General features: G+C 47.1%; 24 protein-coding genes. 11 read left to right on the top strand and 13 right to left on the bottom strand.

Annotation, left to right across the window (positions count from 1 at the left end):
- Positions 1–5: 5 nt before the first annotated feature.
- The 3 genes from QZ209_RS03165 to QZ209_RS03175 all read left to right on the top strand — a co-directional run bounded on the left by QZ209_RS03165 (position 6) and on the right by QZ209_RS03175 (position 3,141).
- A complete protein-coding gene (locus tag QZ209_RS03165; protein WP_294344614.1) occupies positions 6–1,259 on the top strand; it encodes an ABC transporter permease in 1,254 nt (417 codons plus the stop codon).
- Between the two features lie 91 nt (positions 1,260–1,350).
- Entirely contained in the window at positions 1,351–2,583 is a 1,233-nt protein-coding gene (locus QZ209_RS03170) for an ABC transporter permease (protein ID WP_294344615.1), read from the top strand.
- A 69-nt stretch (positions 2,584–2,652) separates the two neighbouring features.
- Positions 2,653–3,141 (top strand): phosphate-starvation-inducible PsiE family protein, encoded by a 489-nt coding sequence (locus QZ209_RS03175; protein WP_294344619.1) that lies wholly within the window; start codon positions 2,653–2,655, stop codon positions 3,139–3,141.
- Between the two features lie 43 nt (positions 3,142–3,184).
- Here the strand turns inward: QZ209_RS03175 and QZ209_RS03180 are convergent, their stop codons facing one another.
- Entirely contained in the window at positions 3,185–4,093 is a 909-nt protein-coding gene (locus tag QZ209_RS03180; protein ID WP_294344620.1) for a hypothetical protein, read from the bottom strand.
- 254 nt (positions 4,094–4,347) lie between these two features.
- On the opposite strand from QZ209_RS03180, the gene QZ209_RS03185 reads away from it, so the two are divergent.
- Positions 4,348–5,037 carry an OmpA family protein gene (locus QZ209_RS03185; RefSeq protein WP_294344622.1) on the top strand — a complete coding sequence of 230 codons (690 nt, stop codon included), beginning with the start codon at positions 4,348–4,350 and terminating at the stop codon, positions 5,035–5,037.
- 216 nt (positions 5,038–5,253) lie between these two features.
- On the opposite strand, the gene QZ209_RS03190 is transcribed toward QZ209_RS03185, so the two are convergent.
- The 6 genes from QZ209_RS03190 to QZ209_RS03215 all read right to left on the bottom strand — a co-directional run bounded on the left by QZ209_RS03190 (position 5,254) and on the right by QZ209_RS03215 (position 9,794).
- Entirely contained in the window at positions 5,254–6,150 is an 897-nt protein-coding gene (locus tag QZ209_RS03190; protein ID WP_294344624.1) for a hypothetical protein, read from the bottom strand.
- Between the two features lie 5 nt (positions 6,151–6,155).
- The gene (locus QZ209_RS03195) at positions 6,156–6,698 is read right to left on the bottom strand and encodes a hypothetical protein (RefSeq protein ID WP_294344625.1); all 543 of its coding nucleotides are present in this window, start codon (positions 6,696–6,698) and stop codon (positions 6,156–6,158) included.
- Between the two features lie 67 nt (positions 6,699–6,765).
- Entirely contained in the window at positions 6,766–8,202 is a 1,437-nt protein-coding gene (locus QZ209_RS03200; RefSeq protein ID WP_294344627.1) for a HAMP domain-containing sensor histidine kinase, read from the bottom strand.
- Between the two features lie 5 nt (positions 8,203–8,207).
- Complete coding sequence (locus QZ209_RS03205; protein WP_294344629.1) at positions 8,208–8,876, bottom strand: response regulator transcription factor; 669 nt, start codon at positions 8,874–8,876, stop codon at positions 8,208–8,210.
- Between the two features lie 9 nt (positions 8,877–8,885).
- Positions 8,886–9,371, bottom strand: coding sequence for a DUF4405 domain-containing protein (locus QZ209_RS03210; protein ID WP_294344630.1), 486 nt, complete (start codon positions 9,369–9,371; stop codon positions 8,886–8,888).
- Positions 9,372–9,431: 60 nt separating this feature from the next.
- Positions 9,432–9,794, bottom strand: coding sequence for a NirD/YgiW/YdeI family stress tolerance protein (locus QZ209_RS03215; protein ID WP_294344632.1), 363 nt, complete (start codon positions 9,792–9,794; stop codon positions 9,432–9,434).
- 255 nt (positions 9,795–10,049) lie between these two features.
- On the opposite strand from QZ209_RS03215, the gene QZ209_RS03220 reads away from it, so the two are divergent.
- Positions 10,050–12,710 carry a glycoside hydrolase family 15 protein gene (locus QZ209_RS03220; RefSeq protein WP_294344634.1) on the top strand — a complete coding sequence of 887 codons (2,661 nt, stop codon included), beginning with the start codon at positions 10,050–10,052 and terminating at the stop codon, positions 12,708–12,710.
- 110 nt (positions 12,711–12,820) lie between these two features.
- Here the strand turns inward: QZ209_RS03220 and lpxD are convergent, their stop codons facing one another.
- Positions 12,821–13,903 carry a UDP-3-O-(3-hydroxymyristoyl)glucosamine N-acyltransferase gene (gene lpxD, locus QZ209_RS03225; RefSeq protein WP_294344636.1) on the bottom strand — a complete coding sequence of 361 codons (1,083 nt, stop codon included), beginning with the start codon at positions 13,901–13,903 and terminating at the stop codon, positions 12,821–12,823.
- Positions 13,904–14,042: 139 nt separating this feature from the next.
- On the opposite strand from lpxD, the gene QZ209_RS03230 reads away from it, so the two are divergent.
- The 5 genes from QZ209_RS03230 (at position 14,043) to QZ209_RS03250 (ending at position 18,149) form a co-directional block, all read left to right on the top strand.
- Positions 14,043–15,038 (top strand): ribose-phosphate pyrophosphokinase, encoded by a 996-nt coding sequence (locus QZ209_RS03230; protein ID WP_294344638.1) that lies wholly within the window; start codon positions 14,043–14,045, stop codon positions 15,036–15,038.
- A gap of 1 nt (position 15,039) precedes the next feature.
- Positions 15,040–15,657, top strand: coding sequence for a 50S ribosomal protein L25/general stress protein Ctc (locus tag QZ209_RS03235; protein ID WP_294344639.1), 618 nt, complete (start codon positions 15,040–15,042; stop codon positions 15,655–15,657).
- A gap of 207 nt (positions 15,658–15,864) precedes the next feature.
- Positions 15,865–17,274, top strand: a complete 1,410-nt coding sequence (locus tag QZ209_RS03240; RefSeq protein ID WP_294344719.1) for an ABC transporter permease — start codon at positions 15,865–15,867, stop codon at positions 17,272–17,274.
- Between the two features lie 3 nt (positions 17,275–17,277).
- Positions 17,278–17,850 (top strand): NUDIX hydrolase, encoded by a 573-nt coding sequence (locus QZ209_RS03245; protein ID WP_294344641.1) that lies wholly within the window; start codon positions 17,278–17,280, stop codon positions 17,848–17,850.
- 14 nt (positions 17,851–17,864) lie between these two features.
- The gene (locus tag QZ209_RS03250; RefSeq protein WP_294344643.1) at positions 17,865–18,149 is read left to right on the top strand and encodes a hypothetical protein; all 285 of its coding nucleotides are present in this window, start codon (positions 17,865–17,867) and stop codon (positions 18,147–18,149) included.
- Between the two features lie 17 nt (positions 18,150–18,166).
- On the opposite strand, the gene QZ209_RS03255 is transcribed toward QZ209_RS03250, so the two are convergent.
- From QZ209_RS03255 to QZ209_RS03275, 5 genes are all read right to left on the bottom strand, one after another.
- Positions 18,167–18,484 (bottom strand): cupin domain-containing protein, encoded by a 318-nt coding sequence (locus QZ209_RS03255; RefSeq protein ID WP_294344644.1) that lies wholly within the window; start codon positions 18,482–18,484, stop codon positions 18,167–18,169.
- Between the two features lie 40 nt (positions 18,485–18,524).
- Positions 18,525–19,355, bottom strand: a complete 831-nt coding sequence (locus tag QZ209_RS03260; protein WP_294344646.1) for a DNA-formamidopyrimidine glycosylase family protein — start codon at positions 19,353–19,355, stop codon at positions 18,525–18,527.
- Between the two features lie 42 nt (positions 19,356–19,397).
- A complete protein-coding gene (locus QZ209_RS03265; protein ID WP_294344648.1) occupies positions 19,398–20,186 on the bottom strand; it encodes an HAD-IIB family hydrolase in 789 nt (262 codons plus the stop codon).
- Positions 20,187–20,362: 176 nt separating this feature from the next.
- Positions 20,363–21,979 (bottom strand): radical SAM protein, encoded by a 1,617-nt coding sequence (locus QZ209_RS03270; RefSeq protein ID WP_294344650.1) that lies wholly within the window; start codon positions 21,977–21,979, stop codon positions 20,363–20,365.
- Positions 21,980–22,548: 569 nt separating this feature from the next.
- Positions 22,549–24,726 carry a ComEC/Rec2 family competence protein gene (locus QZ209_RS03275; protein ID WP_294344652.1) on the bottom strand — a complete coding sequence of 726 codons (2,178 nt, stop codon included), beginning with the start codon at positions 24,724–24,726 and terminating at the stop codon, positions 22,549–22,551.
- Between the two features lie 98 nt (positions 24,727–24,824).
- Between QZ209_RS03275 and metF the strand changes: the two genes are divergently transcribed.
- Positions 24,825–25,706: a methylenetetrahydrofolate reductase [NAD(P)H] gene (gene metF / locus QZ209_RS03280; protein ID WP_294344653.1), complete on the top strand. Its 882-nt coding sequence runs from the start codon at positions 24,825–24,827 to the stop codon at positions 25,704–25,706.
- The last annotated feature ends 87 nt before the right edge of the window (positions 25,707–25,793 follow it).

The raw sequence follows: 25,793 nt of genomic DNA on the forward strand, positions 1-25,793 counted from the left end.
AGCTGATGAATAGCTTTGGCCAGGAAACATACGAAAGCCTGCTGATGGCTGCCGACCAGATAAGAAGCAACAAAACGAGGTCGTTTCTCACCGCTCTCGGTGTCATTATCGGCATTGTTTCCATAACCATGATGGGAACGGCGATCAGCGGAATCGATGCGGGTTTCGAGAAAAGCCTCTCCATGCTTGGTTATGATGTCGTCTATGTACAGAAAGGTTCATGGGGCACGATGGGGCAATGGTGGCGCTACAGAAATCGGCCCGACCTCAAAACGGAGTATACCCAACAGGTTAATCGCATCATTGCCGATACTCCCGACTCCATGCTTGAAATAGCAGTTCCTCAAATGTCAACGTACAGGGCCTCGGCAAGTTACAAGGACAGAAATCTGCAGCAGGTCTTTGCACTTGGCACAAACGCGGAATACCTCAGAACCGCCTCAGGCGATTTGTCTCAAGGTAGATTTTTCCTTCCCCATGAATCGGAAAGTGGAGCGATGGTCTGTGTCATCGGTGACGATATTGCAAGCGGGCTCTTTCCAAACGAACCGGTACTCGGTAAGACACTCCGACTGAAGAACCAGAAGTTCCGCGTTATCGGAACCTTTAAAAAACAGGGAAAATTCCTCGGCCTTTTCAGCTTTGACAACCAGATCATCATCCCTCTACCTGCCTTCAAAAAAGTATACGGAAGCAGCAGATACGTCACCTTGCGGATAAAAATAAGAGAAAAAGCGAGAGTTGCCGATGCGAAGGAAGAGATTAGAGGTATTATGCGAAGGATCAGAAGACTCCCTCCGGAAAAGCAGGATGACTTTTCCATCAATGAGCAAAAAGCGTTTAAAAACCAGTTGGATCCTATCAAAAACGGTATCGCAGTTACAGGTATTTTCATAACCGGAATGTCTCTTTTTGTTGGAGCGATCGGCATTATGAATATTACCTTTGTGAGCGTCAAAGAACGAACAAGGGAAATCGGGCTGAGAAAAGCACTGGGGGCAAGGAGAAGAACGATACTGCTTCAGTTTCTGATCGAATCGGTCACCATCTGCCTCTTAGGAGGAATCGTCGGACTCGTTATAGCCATTTCGATCACTCTTGGAATCGAGAAAGTGCTGCCAGAGTTTCCGATTCGTTTTTCTTTACTGCTGGTACTGATCAGTCTTTTTGTGTCTGTTTTGACCGGCATTTTTTCAGGTCTTGCTCCTGCCATAACCGCCTCCAGACTCGATCCCGCTGATTCATTGCGTTACGAGTAAACAGGAGAGTGAAATGCTGAGTTTTTGAATTGTATCGTACACAGGGACTTTCGTGTTTTGACTTTTGCCATGTTACCTTTGACTTACCTTCATGAAACTGCGAGAAACCATCCTACAGGCAACCTACTCTCTACAGGCCAACAAGCTTCGTTCCTGGCTGACGACCATGGGGGTGGCGGTCGGGGTTTTCTCCATTATCGCGGTGATGACTGCATTGCAAGCAGTAGACCGTTCGGTTGCTAGCGGGTTATCCAGCCTCGGCTCCAATACGTTTGAAATCCAGAAGTATCCGGCAACGTTTTTTGGTGGACACGGCCGAAACAGATTCGTCAACCGGCCCGATATAACCTACAACGAAGGACTTGCTTTCAAGAAGCTTATGAGAGGAAAAGCGAAAAATATCGGAATACAGGTTTTCTCGTCAGGTAATCTGGCGACCTATGAAAGCCTCTCGACAAATCCGGACGTCACTCTTTTCGGAGCCGATGTAAATTTTGCATCGGCGAATGGCTTCGATATCGAAACCGGCAGAAACCTTATCGAAAACGATATACTGTACTCGAGAAATGTAGCTCTTATCGGGCACGATCTTCTGAACACCCTTTTTCCTACAGGAGAAAATCCGGTAGGAAAATCAATCAAGGTCAACGGAAAAGTTTGCCGAATTGTAGGCGTCTTTACGAAAAAAGGTGCGGCATTCGGTGAAAGCCAGGACAACCTGGTCATCATCCCCATTACCCGTTATCTCGCTCATATAAACGTTAAAAGAAGTATCAGTATCACAATAGAAGCCTCCTCCCAAAAAGAGTACCAGGCAACCATAGACAGAGCTATCGGCGCCATGCGGGTAGCGAGAGGGTTGACCGTTGAAAAGCCGAACAATTTCGAACTACGCACAAACGAGGCATTGGTTGACTCTTTCCGTGAATTTCAGCGAACAATAAGTATAGGTGCCTTTATAATCAGCTTTATGGCTCTTGTAACAGCGGGTGTCGGCATCATGAACATCATGCTGGTCAGTGTCACTGAAAGAACGAGGGAAATCGGTATCAGAAAATCGATCGGGGCTCCAAGAAAAAGCATTATGCGCCAATTCCTGCTCGAAGCACTTTTTCTTTCGCTGACGGGCGGCTTGATCGGAATTCTCATAGGAGCGAGCGCCGGCAATATCGTAGCGATAGCGTTCAATATACCGCCAATATTTCCTGTAACCTGGATCCTCATTTCAATCGCAGTGTGTAGCGGTATCGGCATTTCTTTTGGTATATTTCCTGCATACAAAGCAGCGATGCTCGATCCGGTGGACGCGCTAAGCTCCCGTTAGCGCACCCGAAAAACCTTTGGGTGGCCAAACATGGCCAGGACATTCTGGCTGCATAAGCTGAGAGAACGTATGGAAGAGAACAAAAACAAAAAAGAACACCAAAGCCTTCCATTCATAGCCTATCACGAGGAACTTCCGTTCGCTCATGAAGACCCTTTGATAGGATTCCTGCATAGAATCATTCGGTTTGCCGTCAAAGCTCTTGCAGTTTTAATGGTACTGGTCATCATCTGGGGAATCGGCGATGTTGTTTTTGTACTGTACACACGTCTGAGTGAGGCGCCATTTCTCTTACTCAACATCAACGATCTTCTGGAAACTTTCGGAGCCTTTCTTGCCGTCCTCATTGCGATTGAAATTTTCATCAATATCCGTCTTTATCTCGGCACAAACATCGTTCCGGTTAAACTGGTTGTTGCAACGGCTTTGATGGCCATCTCCCGAAAAGTAATTATTCTCGATCTTGACAAGCTGACCTCTGACTACCTACTTGGAATAGCTGCAGTCGTGCTGGGACTCGGAGTTTCTTACTGGCTGATAACTCGCGAAAAAAACTGAGTTCTTTACCGTCCGGGTTCCTGATAACCGAGACTATTCCAGCTCATCTTTTTGCCATGTATCTGAAACGCCTTGCCGTACCTTCCCATTTGGAAAAACCTTCATCGACCGCGTACCAGGCAGGGAGAACACATTCTTCGATCCATTGCCAGCGATGTTCGGAATTGGTCACACTTTTATTCCCCACTACAATGTCAAGGTAACCGAAATGGTCGGCAAAAGAGGCTCTTGACGGGTTACCGGGAGGAGCTGCATCTCCAAAATTCAGTTCGCTGCCGAACGAGACAACAACACGCCCCTGAGGACTTATCGCCTTGAAGATAGGACCAAGCGTATTGATCTGCTCATGCTTGAGCAGTCGAATGTTGCCTTCCCTGATCAGTGCATCGGCCTTGCCGGAACCTTTGTTCGACTTCATGAGACCCACCCCTTGATCGATCAGTCGAAAGCCGGAAAGCAAAAATTCATGCTCATTTTCAGCCACATTGTTCTCGACCTCTTCAAGCCCTCCATCCAGATATGCCATGTGCGCCCAGGCAATATCATTGTAAATGGCGTTGTTGCCTTTTCGGATTTCTTCCAGATCGTTCAGGAGAATATTCCGTGACGCAAAATCATAGACTGAAAACGGAAAAAAAAAGAATATCCTCGCAGCTCCGGCGAAAAGTCTGCCTATTTCCTCGAGAACATTGTTTGCATCGCTTTCTTGCGTTTTATCCGTATCATGGGCCATGATTCTCGCTGGTGTCTGCATCATTTCTACAAAGGCAAGAGCGATGCCAACCTGGCTCGAAGCGAATGCTGCCATTCCAGCCCATTTAAAAATATCATGATGATCGAGATACAAGCGAGCATAATGAGACGTAATGGCACGATTCCTCTGCACTATTTCCTCAGGAGGAGGAAGCCTTGATTCTGCGGCAGCTTTCCATTCTTCCTTTGCTTGAAGCATCGTCTTTGATTTGTTGTTGAAAAGTAGCGGTCGTTTGAAAAAAGAACACCCACACACTACGTAAAATTCCGCGCTAAAGCACCATGACGGCACTGTCCCCCTTACACGCAGCAGTTAATAGTATTGCTCATGAAAAACAGGGAATTTTTTAGACTATTTCATACTACTATTGTATTATAACTTTCTCTACATGACTGATGGGAGCCATCAGAACATTCATCCTTGTTTTTTTAACATTTAATTTCGAAAAAGCGATGAGACAAGTAACACAACTAACAAAACCTCTTGCTCTTGTTCTGATTCTTGCCATGTCTACAGCTACATGGGGATGTACCACCACCACTGGTGCAGGCAGAGGCGCAGGTATTGGAGCGGCATCAGGTGCTGTTCTCGGCGGTATTATCGGTAGTCAGACAGGAAGTTGGGGCAAAGGGGCTCTTCTAGGAGCTGTGATCGGCGGCGCTGCAGGCGCTCTTATCGGGGATTATATGGATGCCCAGGCAGAAGAAATCGACAATCAGGTTGAAGGTGCTATGGTAGAACGTGTCGGCGAAGGAATCAGGGTTGTGTTCGATACAGGCCTCTTGTTTACAACCGGCTCTTCGACGCTCACGTCCACCAGCAGATACAATATTCAGAAGCTGGCAAATATTCTGAACAAATATGACGATACCAACATCGTTGTCGAAGGTCACACCGATTCACAGGGTAGTGAATCATACAATCAGCAGCTTTCTGAAAAACGCGCGGAATCTGTCGCGTCTCTTCTTCGCGCCTACAATGTAAGCTCTTTTCGTATTTCAACCGTCGGTTTCGGTGAGACACGCCCTGTTGCGTCGAACGAAACAGCCTCAGGCCGCCGCCTGAACCGTCGTGTCGAGGTTCTCATCTATGCGAACGATAATCTCATCGACCAGGCAGAAACCGGCGAGCTGAGAATGTAGAATTTCCTTTCGAGTTCTCTATTTCGAGTCATCCCCGTGTAAAACCCGTGAAATCTAAAACAACTGTTTCAAGGGTCTTACACGGGAAGTCCATCGTACAATCGACAACAGTATGACCATTGCATCACTTTGAAATCCGAACATCTATTTCACGGGACGGCGTGACTTTCTTATAACTGATGAATTTGGCATGGTATCGTCATTCATGATACTCGATCAATCGGAAGAGGAGTAACCACTTCTCTTTTTCTTCCATAGTTGTTCCGCTTCTTCCTCGCTACCGCTCCGGTGACACTCGACGCAATTACTGAATTCCCCAATACCTTCCTCCCTGTGCTCTCTTGCAATATCGCGCCTCGTATGCTCGTGGCATCCATAGCAGGAATATTGCCTATAATTTTCGGGGTTATCGTGACAGGTACCGCACCTTGCAGGATGAGAACGGTCAAATCTGAACCATTTCTCATGATCGAAATTCACCGGTTGCCAGGCGGTTGTAGTATGACAGTCAATGCAGGCATCGCCCGCATCCCTGTGCAGCAGGTCACGAGGACGATCCGTTATATGACAACCGACGCAACTCCCTGAACGCCCCAGATCCGCAAGCAGCCATTTCTCATGATCGAATGTTACGTGCTCCCAGCGATTCGTATCGTGACACTGCCCACAGCCCGCCCCCGTTTGCCTGTGAAGCACATCATCCGGCATGTCAGGAGCATGACAGGCTTTACAATTATTTTGCCGCTCCGCAGTCATTGCACCATGATCCATACGTGCCATAAGAGGTCCCTTCCCGGGCAGACTATGATCGTTATGACACGTGATACATGATAAACTTGCAAGCTCTTCGTGTAACAAAGCGATCGTTGAATCAGGTCCTTCGGCAAGCTCTTGCCCTGAAACGCCCTTCAAACCGATCTCTCCCGGCGTGTGACAGGAACTGCATTTCGACGAGGGTGTCCCAAAGAATGGGGTATGGCAGCCGAGGCATTGCCCGCGAAGCGTGTCATGCTGTGGAGAAAGCGGACCTGGGTTGATGAGAAAACCCGGCCACAGCACAACCGCAACAAGCAAAAGGCTGAAAATGAGAAAAAAAATATAGAGTTGTTTCATGACGCCTATCTCCAGTTCCAGAAAAACATAATTGAAAGGATATGCATGAGAGCAAGTCCGAGAAACAGAGAAACAAGCGGCATATGTATCTTCCGCCACTGTCCCAAAGCATTGATGGCGAGAGAATCCCAGTAAAGGATATCCTCTCCTCCCTTGAGCCTTAGTTCATCTTTCGCTTTCCGGTAAATGTACTGCCCTATATGACCACTAACAGTGACGATCAACATGAACAGTGTCGTAGCCCACGGTAACAATGCATTGAAATGTATCCCAGAGTGTACAAGAAGCATCAGAGTGCCAATCCACCCGCTTCTGCAGTGAAACCTGAGAAACGCTCCCATCGGCCCTGAACGAACAACCTTCTGTTTTCGGGCAGAATACGCAAAAGAGAACACCAGAAAAAGCGTGCCTGTTATCCCAAGGTAGCGGCCGACCCAGACCAAGCCTGCGACATGCAGGAAAAAGTCGAGCAAAGCCGCCATGACAACCAGCGTAATAAAAGAAACCAGCAGCGGCAGGACACGTCGTATCAGCAATGAATCCAGCATGTGCATCTCCGTCTAAACGTATGGGGGAGACTCTCTGTGTTAGGAGAGAGTCCATGGGCTATTGAACTCAGGCAGCCGGAATCTCGAGAGTCACCGTTGTACCCTTATTTTTCCTACTCGACAATCTCACCGTAATTTGTTGCAAATCCCCAAGTTTTTTCACAATGGCAAGACCGAGACCCGTTCCGTTTATTGTTGCATTTCTTGATTCGTCAACCCGATAGAAACGCTCGAAAATGCGATCGACTTTTTCCGCAGATATTCCCGGCCCCCTATCCTTCACCGAACAGATAACCCAAGAGTTTTTCCTTTCGATGACAATGGCCACTGGTTCGCCTTTACCGGAAAACTTGACAGCATTGGAAACAACATTGCCAATCATGATTTCAAGCATGGATGCATCCGCTTGAACCATTGTGTTCCCAGTGTTTTCGAAAACCACCTGCAGCTCTTTCTCCTTCACCTGTTCATCCACCCTTTTCAAAACATTCATAACCGTCTGCCGGGCATCAAAAACAGTGACTTCGGGCACAAAGGAAGCACTATCGTAGCGTGCCAGGAGCAGTAGTTGTTCCACCATCCCGGACATGCGTCTCAGTTCATCGATACAGAAATCGATCCGCTCCTCATAGTGGACCGGATTACGAGGCTTTCTTATCAGAACCTCGAGTGTTCCCAACACCGACGCAAGAGGGGTTTTCAGCTCATGAGAAGCATCGGCTGTGAACTGCTTTTCTCTGGTGTAAACCGCCTGCAGTCTGTTGAGTAAGTCGTTTATGGTCGATGCAAGACGATAAAGTTCATCCCTCCTTTGCGGGAGAACAATACGTTCGTCAAGATTTTCCTGAGTTATCTTTTCTGCCGTTTCAATAACCTTTTCAAGTGGAGCGATACTCTTTCCCGCAATAAAACGGGTGGCGGCAAAGACGATCAACAGCATCGCAAGCAGGGAAACCAACAGCACCGTCCGCAAATCGGAGAGGATGAAGAGCGACTCCTCGAGAGGAACAGCCGCCAGAACCCATGCCACGACAGGGGACTTATCACCATGAAAGACAGGAACCTGAACCTGCCGGACCGAAGCATCGACAATGGTTGCGTTATAAAAAGCTACTCTGTCGAGAACCGGATTGTACTGAAGCGTATCGCTGAAAAGATTGAACGATTTTTTTACGATCCCGGACGAATTTCCCGCAGCGACAACCTGAACGAATTTTGGAGAAAAGTCGACGGTGATCAGTGAACGTTCCATCCACTCGGTCTGGTCTTCAACCGCCAATCCACATTCGGTTACCCGAAGGCATCCGACAAACTTGTCAGCCACTTCCTCGAGTTCTTCATCGATATGGCTGTAGACATGATGCTCGACCAGCACGTACACGAGAACAAATACCATGACGAGCAACGATGCGGTCACCATGAGATACAGGCCCGCCACCCTGTCGCGAATACTGATTTCCCTGCCGTAACGCCAAACCTTTTTTCCCTTTACGCCATTGCCCATTCTCTTCATTTTTCACGGATGACATATCCAACACCCCGCACTGTTTCAATAAGATCGGTACAGCCTCCCTTATCGAGCTTTTTTCTCAAAAAGTTGATATAGACATCGATGACCGATGTATCCGCATCGAAGTGAATGTCCCATACATGTTCGATGATACGGCTCCGGGTACAGACACACCCCTTGTTTCGCAACAGGTATTCAAGCAGGGCGAACTCTTTCGGAGTCAGAAAAAGTTCCGAGCCGTTGTATGCAATCCTGTGGGCTGCAAGATCCATCTCCACTCCCCCTGCATGCAATGGAGCACTCTTTGAAAGTGGTGTTCTCAATTGTACACGTATTCTCGCAAGCAGTTCTTCAAATGCAAAAGGCTTTTTTATGTAATCGCTCGCTCCTGCTTCCAGCCCGAAAATCACGTCATCGACGGTGTCTTTTGCGGTAAGAAAAATAACCGGAACCTCGGTATCTTCCTTTCGGAACCGCCGACATATTTCGATACCGCTGAGACCGGGGAGAAGCCAGTCGACGAGAAGCAGGTCATAGTCGTTGCTCAGCGCCATTGCGAGACCTTCACGACCGTTGTCGGCGACATCGACAGCAAAGTACTCTTCTTCGAGCCCCTCCTTGAGAAAGCCGACGATCCCCGGTTCATCTTCGATAATGAGAATCCGCATAACTTTTTTTCACTCGAAAATAATTCCGAAAAGCTCTTTCTTTTCAATATCGTTCTGGACCGCTATCTCTTCCAGCGTACTTTCAGGACCCATAACCTCGACACCATTGCCGGAAAGCTTCGCAAGCATCTGTTCGACATCGGTGTCAAGAACACCTGAAACCGACACGAGCGAGGCTTTTTCCAGCGACTTGACCGCTTTTTTTCTTCCGTCTTCACCTTCTTCAACCCAGGGATACAGCGACAGCAATGCAATTGAAGCCGCGCCAACGATAAACGCCTTCCCTGTTACTCTCTGCAAATAGCCTTTGAACGCTCTCCAGTTTACCAGGACATGCAGTAACGCACCGCTCACCAGAACCCAGCTCATCCATTCGTGAACAGGTTCAACGATACCAGGCTCAAAATCGAAAAAGATCATCAGTCCGGTCGAAGCCGATATAATAAACGCCCCGGCGACCAAAGGGGTAGCAATGTTTTTCACTGTCGTATTCATAGCGGGTCCTCCTTTGAATATACGTTTACCTTACTTTTACGTGCTGAATATTCAAGCCACTTACCGCCGAGAACCGGTTTTCACCACTTCCAAACGGTCAACCTCAACCTCGAGTGATCCGAATTCGTGCTCCAACTCACCGTACAATATGACGTTGGTATCAGCACCTATTTCGATTCCTTTCCAGACCTCATCTTCAATTTCAACGCTTATTTCTCCAGTGTCGTCACGAAATAGATAGTGATCACCCCGCAGGTGGCCGGTAATGAATCCTTCGAGAGTGAGTCTTGCGTCATCGTTCAACTGTTTTGCTTCCGCTACGGTAATCGGCTTCGGAAAGCTTTTGCGGGGTCCGATATATTCCGCGTGTACTGTCGCTGCTGTCATGGACAATAACATGGTCAACAATCCTTTTTTCATCATGATTATTCTTCCAGAAAATAATTATGGATACTTCTTTCGATCGCCAACGCTCCTCTTTATTGCTCTGATAGAGGCACTCACCATTAAAAATGTACGGGTGCTTCCCTTAAACCATCCTGAATACAAACTTAAATCTGGCTTAAAAAAAGGCACGAGAAAACCTTTGAACTTTTTTGCGTATTTTAAGGGTAACCCCATGTGCTTGATCATACATCCTCATTGCAGACATACTCCTCAAACAAGCAGCCTAAAAACATGTACCTGGACATTTCTGAATACGGACTCATAGGCGACATGCACTCAGCAGCCCTGGTCTCCAAAAACGGCTCGATCGACTACTGTTCCATGCCGTCCCTCGACTCTCCAACAATATTCGCCTCCCTCCTGGATGATGAAAAAGGCGGCTACTTCAGTATTCGGCCGAAAGGAACCTTCACCTCATCACAATCATATGTTGACGACACAAACGTGCTTGTCTGTAAATTCACTACCGATACCGGAGAAGCTGTTCTTTATGACTTCATCCCTGTAGAAACCGAGCACCTGGTTACCTCGAAAGAACACCGGATAGACCGCTGTCTCGAAATGCGAAAAGGCAGCATCGAGTTCCGGCTTGTTTTTGTTCCGAGACCGAACTATGCAAGTACCCTACCGGCAATAACCTGCCAGGGAAATACAATAAAGGCACAGAGTCATGAACACCCTCTTACGCTCACTCATTCCCTTCAGGAAAGCATCCTTCAGGAGTGCGGCATTGGGAGCGTCGTGATCGATTTTTCTCTTTCCGGAAAAGAAAACGCAAGTTTTGTCCTGATATACGGTGATTATACCCAAACAGGTCCTCCTTCCTGCAGGCTGCAGGAAAACATCGATTTTTGGAAGAACTGGCTGCATAACTGCCTGGGTGAGCATTGCGCATTTCTCGGTGAGTATACAGCTCTTGTCAACCGCTCTCTTTTGGCCCTCAAACTCCTCACATTCCACCCTACAGGAGCCATTGCCGCGGCAGCGACAACATCGCTTCCCGAAACAATCGGCGGAGAACGCAACTGGGACTACCGCTTTACCTGGCTTCGTGATGCGTCATTCACCCTCAAGGCTCTTTTCTCACTCGGGCACATCATGGAAGCCGACAGTTTTATCCACTGGCTCCATTCAACGTACCGTCGGCACGAAAGTGAGAACATACAGATCATGTATTCAATCCGTGGTGAAGAAACGCTGCGGGAAAAAGAACTCGACCATCTGAAAGGCTACAAAAACTCAAAACCGGTTCGCATCGGCAACCTCGCACACAGACAAAACCAGTGGGACATTTATGGAGAAGTTATGGATGCGGCACTCAGGCTATCCGATTATGCAGGAAAAATAGATGAAGAATTGTGGCCCTTTTTCTGTGACATCTGTAACATGGCTATTAAAAACTGGCAAAAACCCGATGAAGGCATCTGGGAAGTCAGAAACGGTCCTTACCACTTCGTTTACTCCAAGGTCATGTGCTGGGTCGCTCTCGATAGAGGTATCATTATCGCAAAACGATATGGATTCGAAGCTCCCGTACACAACTGGATAAAAGAAAGGGAGGCCATCAAAAAAGACATCCTTGAGAAAGGCTTCGACAAAAACAAGCAAAGTTTTGTTCAGCGCTATGGATCTCAAGAGCTCGATGCTTGCCTACTCCTGTTACCTTTGGTCAATTTTCTTCCCATAGAAGATGAACGTGTGCAGGGTACAATCAATGCTTGCATTGCTGAGCTGATGCACAATGGATTCATGAGCCGTTATAAAACCGATGACGGACTCAAGGGAAAAGATGGGGAATTCGTTCTCTGCAATTTCTGGCTTATCGAATGCCTTGCCCGCTCGAACAGGGTAGAAGAAGCCGAGAAACTAATGAAAGAAACCCGGCGCTCGGCCAACCACCTTGGGCTCTTTTCAGAAGAATTCGACAGCAAAACCAATGAAATGCTCGGCAATTTCCCCCAGGCGTTCAGCCATATAGGCTATATCAATGCCGTTGTGGCCATTCTGAGCTCACGTGGACGCTCATTGGAAAAAGAAGTCCAAACGACACTTGTCGACAGACTACGCAAACTCATACCGTTTCAGACAATATTGAACGACGGTCCGCAAACAATAGCTGCAACCGATGCCGAAATTGCAGCCCGCCTCAAACAACTTCTCGGCCGGATGCAGGGGGCCTACTTCAACGTCAGCATGGGAAGAGTCAACTATCGAGCCATGAAACAATCGGAACGATTCCGTGAGTACCTGCAGCTTGCCGCAAGCCTCAGATCGTTCAGTCCTGAATCACTCGGAAGTGATAACGAAAAAAAAGCTTTCTGGATCAATATCTACAACATCCTCATCATCCATGGTGTCATTGAATTCGACATCAGAAACTCGGTTCTCGAGATCATCAACTTTTTCGGAAGAATAGGTTATACCATCGGTAAAACCTTATTCACTCCAGACGACATAGAACACGGTATCCTCCGAAAAAACCGTCCACATCCCGCATTCCCGCTTCGGCCGTTCTCGCCTTTTGATTCGCGACTTGCGTTCATGGTTGAAACATTCGATCCGAGAATCCACTTTGCACTTGTCTGCGCATCGAGCTCCTGTCCACCCATAGAATTCTACGATCCGGAATACATCGACGAACAGCTCGATATAGCAACAAGAAGCTTCATCAATCGAGGAGGCCTTGAAACAGACAGAGAGAGAAATACCGCTCGTCTTTCAGAGATATTCAAATGGTACGAACATGATTTCGGGAAAAATAAAGAAGAACTGCTTAACTATCTTGCACGCTATACCGACGATGAGTCCGCTGAGTTCCTTACCTCTAATCAGGGAAACCTGACGATTGAATACCTACCCTACAACTGGAATCTGAACAGTACCCTCGAATGACTTTCTGCTGCATATGAGCAACTGAAGTCAAAAGAAAAAGAAAGTAACTAAACCGTTATTCGTTGAGTTGTCGCCCCCCTCCCTTTAGTTTCAACTCTTTTCAGGACGACTCACGTATTTTTGGCTTCTGCCATTTGACCTTTACCTTCCTTCATCTCCCTCACTTCCTCCTCGAGCGCATCGAGCTTCCTCTTCATTTTGTCGAGGCTTCTCAGCAAAGCCTCCTGGCGAAGTTGATCACGAATAGGTTGAGCCGGTATTCCCCTCAATGTTTGCGCGCTTTTCCGCAGGGACTTCGATACACCTGCTTTCGCTGCCACATGAGTTTTATCGGGCAGGGAAAGATGACCGGCAAATCCAGCCTGCCCGCCTATCATGCAATGCTTACCAATGATCACGCTTCCTGAAATCCCCGCCTGCGAAGCAATAACCGTATTCTCTCCTATTCTGCAATTATGAGCGATCTGTACAAGATTGTCTATCTTCACTCCCTTTTCGATAACCGTACTCCCCATGGTCGCTCGATCAACAGTATTGTTCGCCCCTACTTCAACATCGTCGTGTATTTCGACAATACCCATCTGGGGAATCTTGATGTACCCTCCATCCGGCTGGGGAGCAAACCCAAATCCGTCAGCTCCGAGAACCGTACCACTGTGTATCGTAACACGGTCACCAAGAATGGTTCCGTCGTAGCAGATAACATTGGGATAAAGCATGCAATCCCGACCGGTAACCACACGCTCCATAAGAACGGTATTGGGTCCAACTACCGTATTATCCCCAATGATGCAGTGATCACCGACAACCACATGCTCTCCGATAGAAACGTTTTTCCCCAGCATGACATTCTCTCCGATAACCGCAGAAGGAGAAACCCCACTGGAAGCGACCACCCGTGGCGCTGAAAACATCTGGAGCACAAAAACAAACGCGGTATAAGGATCTTTTACTTTCAGGAAATTCAGGCTGTCGCTATATTGTTCAGTTGGCGTTTGCTCACCGACAATAAGTAAGGAGGCATTGGTCGATTCTATGAACCTGGTATACTTTTCATTGGCGACAAAGCTCACCGTTCCTTTTACAGCACTTTCTATTTTAGCCGGTCCGTCAATAGTGATGCTACTACTACCGACAAGCTCAACCTTGTCAAAATAACGTTCAAGGTGTGCTTGTATCTCGTGTATCTTCATTGTTAAAGTTCTGCCAATTTTTATTATATTCGTCGGCATTGAGGTTTTCTGAAAGGTCCACGGCACGCGTTTTGAATCGCAGGGAGGAACTCAAACACAGCCTTAATATAATCTGTTTCATTTGAAAAAGCAGGGAGCCATGGCAAATCCGATTAAAATTTTTGCGGGACGAAGCAATACAGCTTTGGCCGAAAAAATTGCCGAGTATCTCGGTACGTCCCTTTGCAACGCAAAGGTAGAGAATTTTTCAGACGGAGAAATCTCGGTCAACTACTTCGAGTCTATAAGAGGCTCCGATCTGTTCATTATACAGTCGACCAATCCTCCGGCTGACAATCTGATGGAATTGCTGATCATGATCGATGCCGCCAGGCGCTCATCGGCAGCAAGAATTACCGCCGTGATCCCTTACTATGGTTATGCGAGACAGGATCGCAAAGACCGGCCAAGAGTAGCGATCACCGCGAAACTCGTAGCAAATCTGCTGACGGTAGCCGGCGCGAACCGCATACTCACCATGGACTTGCATGCAGCACAGATTCAGGGCTTTTTCGATATCCCGTTCGATCACCTTTACTCGAGTGTAGTTCTTATCGACCATATTCTGAATATGAACCTCAACGGCAATCTCGTCGTTGCCTCACCCGATGTCGGCGGTGTCAAATTGGCAAGAGCTTTTGCGGAAGCCCTTGGAACCGACCTGGTCATCGTTGACAAACGGCGCCCAAAAGCAAATGTTGCTGAAGTCATGAACATCATCGGTGATGTAAAAGGCAAAGATGTCCTTTTGGTCGACGATATGATCGATACGGCCGGCACTCTGGTCAATGCCGCGAAAGCAATACACGATGCCGGTGGCAGGAAGGTGTTCGCTGCAGCTACGCACGGCATTCTTTCCGGTCCGGCTATCGACCGCATCAACGGTTCCGTACTTGAAAAAGTCATTATCACCGATTCCGTCGTAACCGGTCACGACCCATCACCAAAACTCGAAACCGTGACAGTGAGCAACCTGTTCGGCGAAGCCATCAAACGAATTTCGGGTGACGATTCGGTCAGTTGCCTGTTCGACAGCAAAAATATTTCAAAAATCACCAACAATCATACTCAAGCGATAAAAGAGATCAAGGAATAGCATGGAAAGTATAGTACTCAATGTAGAACCTCGTACTTGTAACAAAAACGAAGTAAAAAAATTACGTAAAGCAGGGAAGGTTCCTGCGGTTGTTTACCATAAAGGTGAAGAAACCGTTCATGTTTGTGTCAATGAACTCTCTCTCGACAAACTGGTGCACTCTTCGGAGTCACACATCGTCGATCTGACGTTTCCCGATGGCAAATCCAAACGTTCTTTTTTAAAGGATGTCCAGTTCGATCAGGTCACCGACAGGGTCATACACGCCGATTTTCAGTTTTTCTCTGCAGGAGAAGTTCTTGAAATGGAGGTGCCGACAAGCTTTACCGGAGAGTCTCCAGGTGTTGTTGCCGGTGGAAAAATGCAGATTATCCAGCATGCACTGGTAGTCAAAGGCACACCTTCAAATATTCCGCAACACCTGACTATCGACATTTCAGGTTTGGAACTCGGTCAGACAATGCACATCAACGAAATTCCGGCTGAAACCTACAGCGGCAAGTTTGAGATAATCGGCGATCCTGAAACTCCGGTTGTTTCAATTCTCGCACCGAAGATCGATACAGGAACGACTGAAACAGAAGCCGAAGAAAGTGCAGAAGAAAAAGTTGCCGAGTAAAACAACTTTCTTATTGCAAACAGTGACAAAAAGCTGCTTTTTGGATAAAAAGCAGCTTTTTTTGTGGAAAAAAAACATTTTCAAAGGCGGAAAAAGTCAATATTGAAGTTGTAAAGCATAAAGCCAGTAAAGCCTGTGAAAAAAACACCTCCAAAAAAGCAGCTTCCATTACTCGATCAACTCGTACCGGGATTAGGTCTTCTCCGTATGCAAAAGATCGGCTCGGGACTTTTTTTTCTCGTCTCCACAATCGTTTTTCTTGTTGTCTTTCTATGGCGCTATGAGCTCGTCTTCATCAGTTTGCACTCGTTCTTTACCGGTCTTTCTCTTCTGGCGGTTTCACAGGAAAATTTCCGGCAGGTTGTTACCGTTGAAATGCTTGAATTCTGGGTAGCTTCACTTTATGTCATCCTTGTGCCTCTGACTCTTGCATTCTTCTCCAACCGAACATTGAGAAAAGTTCTTGCCGCACAGAATCGTATCGACGCAGAGCTCAGCCTCCGCGAAATCGGTTGGCAATCTTTCAAGAAACACACCATCGCCCTCCAGGCATCGGTCGTAGTCTTCATCCTTTATTCAACCGCGTTTTTAGCTCCGCTTGTTTCACCGTTCAATCCGTTTGAACAGCAGGACTTTCTCGTTACCGCTTACAAACCGCCACTGGCCAGTATTGATGCGCTTGTACTGGAAGAAAAAAAAGGTGTAACCATTCCATTGCGCAAGGGAAACAGTCTGGAAGAAAGGCTCACCAATACCCTTATAGGTGATTTTCAGGTGCTGAAAACCCGTAACGAACCTCATAAACTGCGATTCATCGATAGCTACCGGTTCGAGGGTGAAAGTATCTTTTATCAGCAAGGGCCAAGAGAAAAAAGTATACCTATCGAAGCGCTTGCAGGAGGCAAAGAATACACTGGCGGTAAACCCGGCTTCATCGTCACACGCTCCTTTTTACTAGGGACAGACCAGTATGGAAGAGACATATTGAGCAGGGTAATTTACGGATCGAGAATCTCGTTATCGATAGGTTTTCTGGTCGTCTTGATTTCCGTTACCCTCGGTACTATTGTCGGCGTCTCATCAGGATATTTTGGAGGAATTGTCGACAACACACTCATGCGTATAGTCGATATTTTGATAGCATTTCCTGCTCTGTTCCTGATCCTCATCATCATTGCGACCTTCGGGAACTCCATTTTCCTGATAGTGATCACACTTTCTTTTACAGGATGGATGGGCGTCGCCCGAATCGTTAGAAGCCAAGTCCTTTCACTCAAAGAACAGGAATTCATTCTTGCCGCAAAATCGCTCGGTCTTTCAAACTTGCGAATTATCTTTCGGCACCTCGTCCCCAATACTCTCACACCGGTAATTGTAGCGGCAACGCTGCGAATCGGAAGTATCATCCTGACCGAGGCTGGGCTTTCCTTCCTCGGCCTCGGCGTCCAACCTCCAACTCCAAGCTGGGGCAACATTATCAACGAGGGACGCGACAGCTTGCTCAACCACTGGTGGATTTCAACCTTTCCCGGTGTTGCAATTTTAACAACCGTCGTGTGCTTCAATCTGATCGGGGACGGCGTTCGTGATGCACTCGACCCAAGAATGCGCGGGTAATCGATGACAATGAAAAAACATACCGACCCGGAACCATGGGAAGTGATCGAGTCTCACTACCTGCATAAAGAACCGTGGTTGACGATGCGGAAGGATTCGGTAAGGCTTCCGAACGGAAAAAATATCGATGACTTTTACATCTGGGAATACCCTCCCTGGCTGAACATTATAGCAATAACACAGAACGACGATATTGTGTTGATCCGACAGTATCGCCACGGTATTGGAAAGGTTTCGTTTGAATTACCCGCAGGAGTTCATGACAAGCCGGGTGAATCTCTGCTCGAAGCAGCAAAGCGGGAGCTACTCGAAGAAACAGGGTATGGTGGCGGAATCTGGGTAAAATGGATGGAACTGTCAGCAAACCCTGCCTTGCAGACAAATATCACTCACACGTTCCTGGCAACCGGTGTCACCCAAATCTCGACACAACAGCTCGACGAGACCGAAGAGATAACGGTACACCCAGTGACGATTCAGGAGCTGAAAGCCCTTGTCGAAGAGGGGGAAATAATCCAGGCCCTTCATGCTGCCCCGATTATCAAATACCTCTGTTCACGACAATCACCACAGTAAGAGGAGCATGCAACATGAAGAAAACAAAGAAACTGGAGCTCCTGGAAAAAACCGTCATGGACAATGGTTACAAGGTACGATACGAAAAAGGAAATTTTCTTGGTGGTGACTGCCGCTTGAGAAGTGACAACATCATCGTGATCAACAAATTCCTGCCGATCGAGGGAAAGATATTCACGATCGCACGGGTTCTACACAAGCTCAAACCCGCCAACTGCTCTCCCGAAGTAAAAAAAATCATCGAGGACTCCGGGTTCAACATCGACAATCAGCTTTCATTGATCGAGAGTGAACAATGAATTCAGCTCAAAAACGTTTATGTATAGAAAACCGCCAGCCAGACAGTCGGCCTGTCTTTATCGGTCCTGAGTACCCTATGCCTCGTATGTGCAGGAATATTGATATGATCCCCCACACGCAGAGCGATCTCCATTCCATTCTCGAATAAAAGAGTTCCCGATCCATCAAGAACGATCACCCATTCGGATTCACCCTGGTCATACCAGCCTGTTTCAGGTGAAGAATGACCATATGAAACAATCCTCTCGATACGAACATTCGAAGACCGGACCAGGTCTTCAACAACTTCCTGCGACACGTCTTCTGGCAAAGGAGAAAAAATATTTCCAATCATAACGAAACAAAAGATACACTTTCACATCTGCCTCAAAACTTCATTTCTGACAGTTCGGACAAACATAACAGGCTCCACCGAGGTATTGAAACTTCTCTATCGTAGCCCCACATTCAGGACAAGGATGGCCAACCGCATTCTTATCCATTTTGCGAATATAACCTCCCGGATTGTTGTAGAGATCATATTCATCATACCGTCCTCCCATCTCTGTAACCTCAACAAACGTATCGGTTATTGCATGGAATAAATCTTGCCTCTGGTCTACAGTAAAATCAGCAATCAAATGCCTTGGATCAAGATGGGCGCTGAAAAGAATGTCTTGGGCAATCGCATTACCCAGTCCGGGGATGATCTGGTCTTGTGTCAACAGTGCTTTGGCACTCCGCTTCTTTCCATCGATAAGCTCATCGATCAATGCAGAGAAATACCCAAAGGTAAACTCCGGCTCCATTGGAGTCGTTCTCATTCCCCTGATATACTTACTGTTCCGCTCTTCACCTTTTTCGTACAGTTCCATCCCCCCCCACATCTGAGTGGTCACTGTAAAAAAAGAATCATCGTCAAAAGTGATATACAGATGGTACTTTTTCGGAACCTTCGCTCCGGAAGGATGAAACAACATTTTGCCCCCGCATTCACCAAGCAGTAATACATAGTCTGGCTCGAGGGGAATGAACAGCCACTTTCCTCTTGCATAAGCTTTCCCTACGATTTTTCCTTTCGTCAACCGGTCGAATTCCTCATGGGTCCTGTTGTACCAGACAAACTTATGGGGACTGTTACCAAGCTGTCCCTTTTGAACCGTCTTGGCTTTAAACGAATCATTCATCTGCCTGGCCAAGGTCATAAACTCAGGTAACTCGAACATATCGACCTCCTGTGTTTTATTTTTCAACTACCACGTAAACGGTTAGTTCAGCAGATTCTCCAATGCCCATCGAACACCATCGCCGTAAGGCAAAGGAGAGGTATATTTCGCTGTTTCCCGTACAGACTTTCGAGCGTTTTGTACCGCAACGCCAATCCCGGCATGTTTCAGCATGTTCATATCGCTCTCACTGTCGCCAATAGCCATGACTTCAGATATCTCTATCGACATTGACCGGCATATCAGATGAAGCGCATTCCCTTTTTCAGCTTCGGGGTGAACGACCAATGCGGAAATATAGCTTTCGTCGGTATCGAGATGTCTCATAAGAGATACTGAAGCTCCATGTTTTTCAAGACAGTAATGGTAAAGCGCAGACGCTTCATCGGCTCCATTGGCAGCCATCAGTACAGGCGGTTTTTCGGAATCGACAACCTGCATCGCATGTTCAATGCTGACACGAGGGGTAAAACTTTTTCTCACTTCATTCTGTGTATGATATTCGACATCATCCCGAATAATCGTAAGACTCAAACGCCGTTGATCCGCAAACCTGGCAAGATCGAAAGCGACATCGACATCGAGAGAAAGTCTTCTCAACTCCTGCTGGCATTCATCATGTATGACCGCCCCAAAATAACTGGCTCGATACACCCCTTTCGGGAATAATCGAGCCACTTCGTCTATGCCTTGAGGTGGCCGTCCGGAAATAAGGGCAACATGCACTCCCTCTGCTTGAACCCGCTGTATCTCGGATACAGCGTCTCGAGGTATAACACCATACGCATCAGTCAATGTATGATCTATATCCAACGCGACAAGTTTAATCATAGCACCATCATATCCTTCGATCATCGGCAATCACCATTATAGCAGGATCCCTCTCCGATTGGCAATACTTTCGATCAACGATCTTCGAAAAAAGATGCTGCTCAGCTCGTATCACCTGAAAACCAATACAAACCCTTCTCCTGTTTTTCTTACCCACAATAATACTAAAGGCATCATCAACTCCTCTGATATGAACCGGTATCTCTATACAGCCTCGTCGAGCATTCATGTCTCGGTAGTCCCCTAATCGTCCAGAACAAATCCGAGTTGGACCATATATCTCTAAAACTTTCAGGATTTCTATACTCCAAACGATCGTCCGTATTGCTTGTGAACGGGCATGTTCGCAATACCCCGAAAGGATTCACGACAACACTCGAACGACCGCATGAACACCTCCATGCTGTATCGGAACCCAATACAACCGCTTCGAAATCATAGATTTCAGATGAAAGAAAATTAGTCCATTCATTACACTTTTCCAGCAAGTGTTTTTTCTGGTCCGGGTTGATTTCCAAGTCACTTTCCTCTGGCTTGTCCGAGTAGTAGACGGAAAAGTAGATTTTATTGACCGAAGTCTCCTTTACAAAGGTAACCATGTCGTTCATGACCTCATCGTAATTGTGCGTATTCACTGTTACCGACACGCCAACTTGGGGAATACCCGCCTGTTTCAAATATGCAATGGCTTCCTTAGCCACCAGATGAACATTCATTTTTGAACATCCTTCTTTGACGACACGTATAGCGTTGTCTTTTTCCAGAGAAAAACCGTCAAAACTCACCTCGATCTTGTTAACCCCGGCCTCGGCCAGCATGGAGGCCTCCTCTTTACCGATCAGCGTACCATTCGTTATCACCTTCACGTACACGTTGTTTTTGCGCAACCTCCGGACAGCCTCGTATAACAATTCCGGCTTCTGCAACGGTTCACCACCCAAAATAGTCACGTAGCTCACCCCGGAATCGATAACGGGTTGCAGAACCTCGGTGAGAAACCGCTCATCCGACAAGACATTCACCTTTTGAGAAAGATGGTTCGTATAGCAGATTTCGCAAGCAAGGTTGCATTCATAGGTCAGCTCGAGCAACGTATACAAAGGAAGTTCCGTATAGGTCAACAAGTTCTGAATACGTGCTATATTGAGATCCCACACCCTCGCTCTACTCTTCAAGCGAGCCAGGTTTTCCTCTGAAAGACGGGATAAAAGGCATTTTTCCAAAAATCCCATGGTCTCCAGATCACAGATAAAAGCCATATAGTCGTCTTCTTCGACAAAATCACCATACGCTCCCTTCAACTTCACATATACGTCCCTATAGGACTCATCCTGCACAAGAAAATCGTAGGCCTGGGCATACAAACGACCCAAAGCCATCATGGGGTTGTCTTTCATCTGACAATCAGCAGAGGCTATTTCATGTAAAAGTGATGTATTGTGTAGAAGAGTAACGTCCCCGGAAACCGGAACAACCTTGATACAGTTTCCTTGTTTTGCTTTCAATCCACCGATTTCATCAGAGGCCAGTGCATCCGATACTCTGCAAGTGGAAACTTCGGGAACCCTGTAAAAATGGCTGTCGTCAAAACCATTTTGCGGTGAAAAATAACCGTCTGACTGAACAATAGGCTCTTTTCTCAAATACCAGTCTGCAACAGGAGGAGCAACCTCGGTCCTTTCTCCGGTTCGCAGACAAAACACCTCGGCTTGACCATTTTGAGAACATTTCGCAGACACATAACCCGGATGTTTCTGAAGATTTTCAATCGCGGGATAATTATCTTCCCTCATACGTCCCCTCCTTCTTTCTTGGTTACTGTGAGTAATCCTGTTACATAAGAACGACTACGTGGCGTCCAGCCACGGGGAACAAAGCTCCGCCAGTTGAACTGCCTTTTTGACAATACCAGGCGATTAGTCACTGTTCCAGCCCGAACGACCAACCGTTGTAATCATTTGCCGGACCAGAGACGGATAATGCTCTTCGCCGAATCCTTAACGGATCAATGGAATTCGGCGCTGTCGGGCAACACTGGGGTACTGATGAAAAACAATAAGCTCTGTTACAGAGCTCGATCAAGACTTGATGAAACCATGACGCAAAAGGGCTCCTCTCTTTATTTATCCACGATTCAAGCGCTTGATCGATCCCGATAAATCGGGACAATTCAGCAGCTGTGCTTCGCACACCATGCACTTGAACCGCTCATGACAATACATAGAGGAGCCCTGATTTTATAGCTTTCGCCTTCTTTCTGTTTCAGCAGTATGTCGCAGTTTAGCCATAACTGACGAAAAAATCAAGCAAAACAATCGATTGTTTCAGGTTTATCATTCTTATTCAAGGCAATAACACTTGTTCAATAGACCTTCACCTCATCATGTTTTTCATCCAAATATCTCAGCAATCCCTGCTCGCTCTCATTCAGCCGGAAGGAAGACAAAGCAATGCACTCGGAAGGCCGAACTGTATCAAGCCATCTTTCAAGCCCGAGATACTCTTCAATCCCAAAACGATTCAACTTGACTATGACCATATCCGGGGAGGCGTTCTCAAGACGCAAGAGCGTATCGATGTTCTTTGCGAAAAGAATCGATGATCCGTCACTTACCCATAGTTTCAGGAGATTCATATGTGGCCGGGCAATCACAAAATCCGCCAGAGAAAGGCACTTGTCACTGGATAACATATGGTGTGAAGCATCGATGGCCGCGACAAGCGAATCTTGCGATGAAAACTGTACGGCTGCATCGAGTTTTTCAATTCCAGAGCGATGCATCTGCCGGTTGATTGCATTCTGATGATACAGCTTCGATCCTGCATCGAGCAGAATCGACGAACCCGAAGCCGAACAAAGCAAAGCGACGTTTTTCCCGACTGTAACCGCAGCAAGATGAGGAGGGCTTCCTGTCCGAAAAACCGGTGTCCAGACAACGTAGTTCGCAGCGCAGAGTAAAACGGTCAGGACAAAAGCAGGTTTTTGACGGTGCAGGAAATACAGTGAAGCAAGAATAGTCACATAGTAAACAGTGATACCGAATACATCCGGGCGTGTCTGCATAACAGCCCAGAACTGTGAACCGAAAAATTCCGTTACACCGAGCGTGGTTTTCGCAAAGAACCAGGCACTCGATGCTGGATATATCGCTAAACCCGGTAGCACGAGATTCAAGACAAAAGCCGGCAGCATTGCATACAGCATACAGCTCACCAGGAAAACCACCGGCAGATTAGCAAGAAGCCCGGCAAGAGAAAAGGTCCCGAAAAACCAGGCAATAACCGGTGCCACACCTATTACTGCTGCAAGGCTCACACTGAATGCATTCCATACCGGTCTGAAAACAACCCGTTTGATACCGTTCCAGCTTGCCGAAAACCGACTGAGTACCGGGTAAAGCAAAATAATGGACACAACCGCTGTATTGGTCATCAGGAATCCCGCACTGAACAGTTCCAGAGGATCGAGCGACAGAATGACAAGGTCCGCTGCAGCAAGTGAGTTCAGGGGAAAAGAGCGGCGCCCTGCTGCCGAACCGCCTATCAGAACAACAGCCATAATCGATGCTCTGCTGACCGAAGGAGCGTTTCCCGTTACCGAGCAGTAAACAAGTAATACAAGTGCGATGAAGAGAAATACCATCCATCGACCGGCAGGGGAACTTCTGAACCTTTGCAGCAGCACAAGCATCGCAACAACGATCAACCCCACATGCAGACCTGAAACTGCAAGCACATGTGCTGTCCCGGCAGCCTGGAATCGACGATACACCTCCCTGTCGACCAGTTCTCTTTGCCCGAGAAATATACCTTTCAGGAACTGCCGTTCATGTCCCGGGGGAACAAGAACATCGATGCTTCCGGAAATGTATCTTCTGACGGGACGCACAAGAGTAGTTTCAAAAAAATCACGCTCATCGATACCGTAATTACGTATCATCCACGGCCCTGGACAGAAAAGTTCAGCATGAACACCCCGTTTCCAGTAATGATCATGAGCATCGAAATCACCGGGATTGTCTGCACCTGGAATCCGTACCGGAGAACCTTTGATTCTCACCATGTCCCCTGCTTCGATATCCGCCGCTTCACCTTCATCGAGCTTGAGAAACACCTTGATTTTCCCTGAAGCGTTTCGGGTTTCACCATCAGAAAAAACCTCATGAACATCGAAAATCCATTGAGCTCCGTTCTCATATCTTTGCGGCCTGGACACAATTTTCCCATAAAGCAGTACTTTCCTGCCAAGTTGGCTCATAATGGTATCCGAGGCAACATATCTGAATGCATAGTCCGAGTATGCAGCAAAGCCGCTGAAGACAAAAAAACTGTAGGCTATGACAGCGGAAAACGATACACGGTGTTCTTCTCCCTGACGTCTCGGTTTTGAAACCAGCGAATAGAAAAGGCAGAGCAAAGAGATGAGGGAGAAGACAATCCAGAAATACACTGAAAAAGAACACCATACTCCGGCAATTATTCCTGTGCAGACGGTTATGAGCAAACGCAGTGCTGGAAATGGTGCAGAAATTGTTTTCATAACCGTAGCCGGAGAACGATTCGGTATGATTCGCTAAACTTGGTTAGTTTGCTATATTATTGTCTTTTTAACAATGGACGCAAAAAAAAGCACTCTGCATGTTAGTAAAAGAGATTCTGCAATCAGCCACCAAGCCCGTATTCAGTTTTGAGTTTTTTCCTCCAAAAAAACCGGCTGACTGGGATAAGCTTTTTCATACCATATCGGAACTCATCCCATTCAACCCGTCCTACGTGAGCGTCACCTATGGTGCAGGAGGATCAACCCGAAACCGTACGCACGATCTCGTCACGAAGATCCAGAGGGAAACCGGTCTTAGCGTTGTCTCTCATCTTACCTGTATTTGTTCAGGAAAAGAAGAAATACAGCAAATCCTTGATGAATATAGCAAACATGGGATCAAAAATGTACTGGCCCTGCGTGGTGACCTTCCACCAGGAAGCGCTTCCTATGAGGAAGCGACAAAAGATTTCCCCCATGCCATAGATCTTGTAAAGTTTATCGCAGAAAATTTCCCGGAAATTGGCATTGGTGTCGCCGGATTCCCTGAAGGGCACCCCCAAACCCCGAACAGACTCCAGGAAATCGAATATCTCAAGATTAAGGTCGATCAGGGAGCGGACTATATCGTCACTCAACTGTTTTTTGACAACAGGGATTTCTATGACTTCGTTGACCGCTGTAGCCTTGCAGGCGTAAACGTCCCCATTATTCCAGGAATTATGCCGATAACGACGAAAAAAGGATTGATCAGAATGTCCGAGCTTGCCCTCGGAGCACGTATACCTGCTCCATTACTGAAAAGAGTACTGGAAGCTTCCAATGATGATGAAGTTGCAAGGATAGGTATCGAGTGGGCAACCATGCAGGTCGAAGACATGATCGACAACAAGATAAAAGGCATCCACTTCTATACGCTCAATAACGCAGAATCCACACGAAGAATCTTTCAAAACATCGCTGAAAACGGCAAGACCTGAGAGCGACAGAAAAAAACAGTTCGAATCCCCGGATCACCACCGTGCAATTACAAGAATCTTACAGGAAGGTGATCCGGGCGCATCAGC

This window comes from Prosthecochloris sp. (assembly GCA_015482705.2).
Lineage (GTDB): Bacteria > Bacteroidota > Chlorobiia > Chlorobiales > Chlorobiaceae > Prosthecochloris.

What these genes read in the sequence shown, in the direction of transcription:
- QZ209_RS03170 (WP_294344615.1), top strand. Translation starts at nt 1,351, where the DNA reads ATGAAACTGCGAGAAACCATCCTACAGGCAACCTACTCTCTACAGGCC.
- QZ209_RS03250 (WP_294344643.1), top strand. Translation starts at nt 17,865, where the DNA reads ATGAAGAAAACAAAGAAACTGGAGCTCCTGGAAAAAACCGTCATGGAC.
- QZ209_RS03200 (WP_294344627.1), bottom strand. Translation starts at nt 8,202, where the DNA reads ATGGGCAATGGCGTAAAGGGAAAAAAGGTTTGGCGTTACGGCAGGGAA.
- lpxD (WP_294344636.1), bottom strand. Translation starts at nt 13,903, where the DNA reads ATGAAGATACACGAGATACAAGCACACCTTGAACGTTATTTTGACAAG.
- QZ209_RS03190 (WP_294344624.1), bottom strand. Translation starts at nt 6,150, where the DNA reads ATGAAACAACTCTATATTTTTTTTCTCATTTTCAGCCTTTTGCTTGTT.
- QZ209_RS03245 (WP_294344641.1), top strand. Translation starts at nt 17,278, where the DNA reads ATGACAATGAAAAAACATACCGACCCGGAACCATGGGAAGTGATCGAG.
- QZ209_RS03240 (WP_294344719.1), top strand. Translation starts at nt 15,865, where the DNA reads ATGCAAAAGATCGGCTCGGGACTTTTTTTTCTCGTCTCCACAATCGTT.
- metF (WP_294344653.1), top strand. Translation starts at nt 24,825, where the DNA reads ATGTTAGTAAAAGAGATTCTGCAATCAGCCACCAAGCCCGTATTCAGT.
- QZ209_RS03255 (WP_294344644.1), bottom strand. Translation starts at nt 18,484, where the DNA reads ATGATTGGAAATATTTTTTCTCCTTTGCCAGAAGACGTGTCGCAGGAA.
- QZ209_RS03260 (WP_294344646.1), bottom strand. Translation starts at nt 19,355, where the DNA reads ATGTTCGAGTTACCTGAGTTTATGACCTTGGCCAGGCAGATGAATGAT.
- QZ209_RS03230 (WP_294344638.1), top strand. Translation starts at nt 14,043, where the DNA reads ATGGCAAATCCGATTAAAATTTTTGCGGGACGAAGCAATACAGCTTTG.
- QZ209_RS03180 (WP_294344620.1), bottom strand. Translation starts at nt 4,093, where the DNA reads ATGCTTCAAGCAAAGGAAGAATGGAAAGCTGCCGCAGAATCAAGGCTT.
- QZ209_RS03185 (WP_294344622.1), top strand. Translation starts at nt 4,348, where the DNA reads ATGAGACAAGTAACACAACTAACAAAACCTCTTGCTCTTGTTCTGATT.
- QZ209_RS03215 (WP_294344632.1), bottom strand. Translation starts at nt 9,794, where the DNA reads ATGATGAAAAAAGGATTGTTGACCATGTTATTGTCCATGACAGCAGCG.
- QZ209_RS03205 (WP_294344629.1), bottom strand. Translation starts at nt 8,876, where the DNA reads ATGCGGATTCTCATTATCGAAGATGAACCGGGGATCGTCGGCTTTCTC.
- QZ209_RS03175 (WP_294344619.1), top strand. Translation starts at nt 2,653, where the DNA reads ATGGAAGAGAACAAAAACAAAAAAGAACACCAAAGCCTTCCATTCATA.
- QZ209_RS03220 (WP_294344634.1), top strand. Translation starts at nt 10,050, where the DNA reads ATGTACCTGGACATTTCTGAATACGGACTCATAGGCGACATGCACTCA.
- QZ209_RS03210 (WP_294344630.1), bottom strand. Translation starts at nt 9,371, where the DNA reads ATGAATACGACAGTGAAAAACATTGCTACCCCTTTGGTCGCCGGGGCG.
- QZ209_RS03235 (WP_294344639.1), top strand. Translation starts at nt 15,040, where the DNA reads ATGGAAAGTATAGTACTCAATGTAGAACCTCGTACTTGTAACAAAAAC.
- QZ209_RS03195 (WP_294344625.1), bottom strand. Translation starts at nt 6,698, where the DNA reads ATGCTGGATTCATTGCTGATACGACGTGTCCTGCCGCTGCTGGTTTCT.
- QZ209_RS03270 (WP_294344650.1), bottom strand. Translation starts at nt 21,979, where the DNA reads ATGAGGGAAGATAATTATCCCGCGATTGAAAATCTTCAGAAACATCCG.
- QZ209_RS03165 (WP_294344614.1), top strand. Translation starts at nt 6, where the DNA reads ATGAATAGCTTTGGCCAGGAAACATACGAAAGCCTGCTGATGGCTGCC.
- QZ209_RS03265 (WP_294344648.1), bottom strand. Translation starts at nt 20,186, where the DNA reads ATGATTAAACTTGTCGCGTTGGATATAGATCATACATTGACTGATGCG.
- QZ209_RS03275 (WP_294344652.1), bottom strand. Translation starts at nt 24,726, where the DNA reads ATGAAAACAATTTCTGCACCATTTCCAGCACTGCGTTTGCTCATAACC.